Source organism: Oleiphilus sp. HI0067 (genome assembly GCF_001635735.1).
Map to the genome: position 1 here is coordinate 1 of NZ_LWFI01000084.1, position 1560 is coordinate 1560.

2 protein-coding genes are annotated in these 1560 nt (G+C 43.5%); both read right to left on the minus strand.

The genetic code is table 11. The features are described 5' to 3' along the window. On the minus strand, positions 1–1179 hold a 1179-nt coding region (locus A3739_RS01280; protein ID WP_068499934.1), incomplete at its 3' end, for an adenosylhomocysteinase. A 55-nt stretch (positions 1180–1234) separates the two neighbouring features. Continuing rightward, the coding region (locus tag A3739_RS01285; RefSeq protein WP_197471935.1) for a methionine adenosyltransferase domain-containing protein at positions 1235–1560 on the minus strand (326 nt) is incomplete at its 5' end.

A 1560-nucleotide genomic window follows, 5' to 3' on the forward strand; every position in this document is an offset into this window, starting at 1 on the left:
TTGGTTCGCGAAAGAACCATCCATGATACGGCTAGGGTGACCCGTTGCGTTGCCTAGGTTAACCAGACGGCCTTCTGCTAACAAGATCAAATGATCATTCTCAGCTTTATTGCGGTATACCTTATGAACTTGTGGTTTTACTTCATCCCATTCCCAGTTCTCACGCATGTAAGCTGTATCGATTTCATTGTCGAAGTGACCGATGTTACATACAACCGCACCAGACTTAAGTGCTTGAAGCATGTTTGCATCACATACGTTCGTGTTACCTGTGGTCGTAACGATGAGGTCAGTCTTTGCAAGTAATTCTTTATTGATGCCGTCTAGTGTTCCAGTGTTCACACCATCGATGAACGGAGAAACAACTTCGAAACCATCCATGCATGCTTGCATTGCACAGATAGGATCAACTTCAGTCACTTTTACAATCATGCCTTCTTGGCTTAGTGATTGTGCTGAGCCTTTACCTACGTCGCCGTACCCAATAACAAGTGCTTTCTTACCAGAAAGAAGGTGGTCAGTACCGCGCTTTATCGCATCATTCAACGAGTGACGGCAACCATACTTGTTGTCGTTCTTAGACTTTGTTACAGCATCATTTACGTTGATAGCAGGTACTTTAAGTGTACCTTCTTCCAGCATTTCTAGAAGACGGTGAACGCCTGTAGTGGTTTCTTCAGAAATACCGTGAATGTCATTCAATAGGTCAGGGTATTTTGAGTGAGCCATTTCAGTTAGATCACCACCATCGTCAAGGATCATGTTTGCGTCCCAAGCTTGGTTGCCATCTATTTCTGAAAGAAGTGTTTGCTCAATACACCACAAGAACTCTTCTTCTGTTTCGCCTTTCCATGCGAATACTGGAATGCCCGCAGCAGCGATTGCAGCTGCAGCATGATCTTGTGTTGAGAAGATATTACAAGAAGACCAACGTACTTCAGCGCCCAGATCAACCAGTGTTTCAATTAACACAGCTGTTTGGATTGTCATATGAATACAACCCATGATCTTTGCGCCTGCAAGAGGCTGCTCAGCTTTGTACTTACGACGAAGTGCCATCAATGCTGGCATTTCACCTTCAGCGATTTCAATCTCTTTACGGCCCCAATCAGCAAGACCAATGTCTGCTACTTTGTAGTCTGTGAAACCATTTTCAACAGCTTGTAAATTCGTGCTCATTATTTCTGTCCTTCGCGATTACGCGCGATTGTAATGTCTATAAACAAATAGTGTTTTAAACGCCTGCAGCAGCTTTAAGTGCGTCAATGCGATCTGTTTTTTCCCAAGTAAAGGCTGTGAATGTCTTCGATTTTTTCTCACCACCTTCTTCATACTCGTAAGTCACTTCTTCTGGTTCACGACCAAAGTGACCGTATGCAGCAGTGATTTGATACATAGGGTTCAGCAAGTCTAGTTGAGTCTGAATAGCGTAAGGGCGTAAATCGAATACTTCGCGGATAACTTTCGCAAGCTCGATATCGGAAATCTTACCTGTACCAAATGTGTTCACAGAAATGGATGTTGGATCTGCAACACCAATCGCGTAAGAAACTTGGATTT